This window comes from Streptomyces sp. NPDC005925 (assembly GCF_040638805.1).
Classification (GTDB): Bacteria; Actinomycetota; Actinomycetes; order Streptomycetales; family Streptomycetaceae; genus Streptomyces.
This window is the reverse complement of sequence record NZ_JBEXVL010000065.1, coordinates 1-2,057: the sequence shown is the minus strand read 5'-3', so window position 1 is coordinate 2,057 and position 2,057 is coordinate 1. Positions and strand designations below refer to the sequence as shown.

The 2,057-nt window shown below is 73.7% G+C and carries 1 protein-coding gene; it reads right to left on the bottom strand.

What is annotated here, in order from left to right; genetic code table 11:
• The coding region (locus ABZ354_RS28565; protein ID WP_358661612.1) for a condensation domain-containing protein at positions 1-2,057 on the bottom strand (2,057 nt) is incomplete at both ends.

Below are 2,057 nucleotides of genomic sequence, written 5' to 3'. Positions count from 1 at the left end.
CCCCGTACGACACCGACTCCCCACCCGAGACAAGCGCCACAGCCCCCGGCCGCGACCGCACCTGCTCCTCGAAACGGGCCGGCAACACCGGCACCTCCAGAGGCGCCGCACCGCCCGCCCACTCCCCCAGCACCCGGCGGAGCTCCGTCCCGTCGAGCAGATCCAGGTCGGAGAGGGGGACTTCCGGGGCGGTGACGGCGTGTTCCAGGAGGCTTTCCAGCATGCGCACCATGTGCTCGACGGTGTCCCGGTCGTACAGGTCGGAGCTGTAGAGCACGGCCCCGGTCAGGCCGGAGTCCTCGTCGGCGGTGAGCAGGAACTCCAGGTCGAACTTGACCGCTCCGGTGGCCAGTGCCTTCGCCGGTCCGGAGTGCAGGCCGGGGAAGTCCAGGCTCGGGGCCTGTCCCTGCTCCAGGGCCAGACAGACCTGGAACAGGGGGTGCCGGGCCGGTGAACGCGCCGGGTTGACGGCTTCCACGACGAGGTCGAACGGCGCGTCCTGGTGCGCGAACGCGTCCAGATCGGTCGCACGGACCCGGGCCAGCAGGTCCCGGAACGCCGGGTCGCCCGAGGTGTCCGTCCGCAGCACCACCGTGTTGACGAAGAAGCCCACCAGGTCCGTGAGCGCCTCGTCGGGACGGCCCGCGACGGGCGAACCGAGCGGGACGTCCGTACCGGCACCCAGTCGGGTGAGCGTCGCGGCGAGGGCGGCCTGGAGCACCATGAACGGCGTGCACCTCTCGGCACGGGCCAGGGCCGTCACGCGTTTGTACAGGTCGGATCCGAAGTCCAGGTGGACCGCTCCGCCGCGCCGTCCGGCGACCGCGGGCCGGGTCCGGTCCGCGACCAGGCCCAGTTCCTCGGGCAGACCCGCCAGTGCCTCACGCCAGTACGCCAGTTGCCCGTCGAGGACCTCGCCCTCCAGTGCCGGGCGCTGCCAGAGCGCGTAGTCGGCGTACTCCAGCGGCAGCGGCTGCCCGTCGTGCGCCCGGCCGGCCGCACGGGCCGTGTAGGCGGCGGACAGGTCGGCGAACAGCGGCCGCAGCGACTGGCCGTCGGTGGCGATGTGGTGCAGCAGGACCAGCAGTGTGGACCGCCCGTCGCCCTCACGGAGCAGGGTCACCCGCAGCGGGTGTTCGTCGGCCAGGTCGAAGGGGTGGCGGGCCGCGGCGAGCAGTTCGGCCTCCGCGTCCTCGGCCCTCACGTCACGGACCTCGAAGAACACCCCCTCCGCGGCTTCGTCGGCCGGGGTGACGACCTGGTGGGGCTGTCCGTCGGCGGTGGCGAAGCGGGTGCGCAGCGGGGCGTGCCGCCGGACCAGGTCGCCGACGGCGGCCCGCAGTGCCGCCGTGTCCACGTCGCCGCCGGTCAGCCGCACCGCCATGGGCACGTTGTACGCGGTGTCCGGGCCCGTCAGTCCGGCCACCAGCCACAGCTGCTGCTGGGCGTGGGAGAGCGGCAGCCGCTCCGGGCGTACGGCGGCACGGGTCGGCGGCGGCAGCGCCGGGCGGCCGGACGCCTCCGTGATCCGGCGGGCGAGAGTGGCCGGGGTGGGGTGCTGGAAGATGTCGCGGAGGGTGAGGGTCACGCCGAACATGGCCGCGATGCGGTGGGTGAGGCGGGCGGCGAGCAGGGAGTGCCCGCCGTGCTCGAAGAAGCTGTCGTCGATGGACAGCGGTGCGGCCGAGCCGAGGACGTCGCCGACCAGGGTCCGCAGCAGCTCCTCCAGTTCGGTGCGCGGCGCGCGTCCTCCGCTCTCCAGCGGTGCCTCCACCTCCGGCAGCGCCCGCTTGTCGAGCTTCCCGTTGGGGGTGAGCGGCATCCGGTCGAGGACGGCGAAGTGCGTGGGCACCATGTGGTCGGGCAGCCGCTCGCGGGACCAGGCACGCAGCGCGGCGGGGGTCGGGGAGGCGCCGGGTGTGGCCGTCACGTAGGCGGTGAGGTGCTCGGTGGCCAGGACGACGGCCTGGGTGAGGTGGGGGTGGGTGGTGAGGACGGTCTCGATCTCGGTGGGCTCGATACGGAACCCGCGGATCTTGACCTGGCCGTCGGTCCGG